Annotated in this window: 1 protein-coding gene; it reads left to right on the top strand. The window is 34.5% G+C overall.

Going from position 1 to position 1,139, the window contains the following annotated elements; genetic code table 11:
- The coding region (gene eno, locus FAY47_RS19845) for a phosphopyruvate hydratase (RefSeq protein ID WP_143318651.1) at window positions 1-1,139 on the top strand (1,139 nt) is incomplete at both ends.

Genomic DNA, 1,139 nt, shown 5'->3' with positions numbered 1-1,139 from the left:
GTAGGAAGACAAATATTAGATTCTAGATGTTTTCCAACAGTTGAAGTTGAGGTTTATTTAGATGATGGAACTATAGGTAGAGCAGCAGTGCCATCAGGAGCGTCCACAGGAATTTATGAAGCTGTAGAACTCAGAGATGGAGATAAGAATAATTACCAAGGAAAAAGCGTAAACAAAGCTGTTCAAAATGTTAATGATACTATTGCAGAAGAACTTATTGGATGTAATGTTTTTGATCAAACTTATATTGATGAAACACTAATAAAATTAGATGGAACTGATAATAAAGGAAAACTAGGGGCTAATGCTATCCTCGGAGTTTCACTAGCTTGTGCAGATGCTGCAGCTAACTCATTAGGATTACCATTATATCAATATATAGGTGGGGTAAATGCAAAGGTATTGCCTGTACCTATGATGAATATTATAAATGGTGGCTCTCATGCTGATAACTCAGTAGACTTGCAAGAATTTATGGTTATGCCAGTTGGTGCAGGAACATTTTCAGATGCCTTAAAGATGTGTGCAGAAGTATATCATACATTGAAGAAGACTTTAAATGAAAAAGGTTATTCAACTGGAATCGGTGATGAGGGTGGATTTGCTCCTAATCTAAAATCTAACGAAGAAGCTATAGAAGTTATAATAGAAGCTATTACTAAAGCAGGTTATAAACCAGGAGAAGATATGTTCATAGCTATAGATGCTGCATCTTCTGAATATTATAAGGACGGAAAATATGTTTTAGAACATGAAGGAAAGACATTAACAGCTGCAGAGATGGTTGATTTCCTTGAAAAATGGGTAGATAAATATCCTATTATTTCTATAGAAGATGGAATGGCAGAAGAAGACTGGGAAGGCTGGAAGCTAATAACCGATAGATTAGGTAAAAAAGTTCAATTAGTTGGTGATGATTTATTCGTTACAAATACAAGCAGATTAGAGACAGGAATTGAAAAAGGTGTAGCTAATTCAATTCTTATAAAACTAAATCAAATAGGAACTCTAACAGAAACATTAAATGCTATAGAAATGGCAAACAGAGCAGGATATACAGCAGTAGTATCACATAGATCAGGAGAAACAGAAGATACAACTATAGCAGATCTTGTAGTAGCAGTAAATGCAGGACAAAT

The sequence above is a fragment of the Clostridium sp. HBUAS56017 genome, from assembly GCF_007115085.1.
GTDB classification, from domain to species: Bacteria; Bacillota; Clostridia; order Clostridiales; family Clostridiaceae; genus Clostridium; species Clostridium cibarium.
Note: the sequence above shows the minus strand (reverse complement) of the source record. Positions and strands in the feature narration are given on the sequence as shown.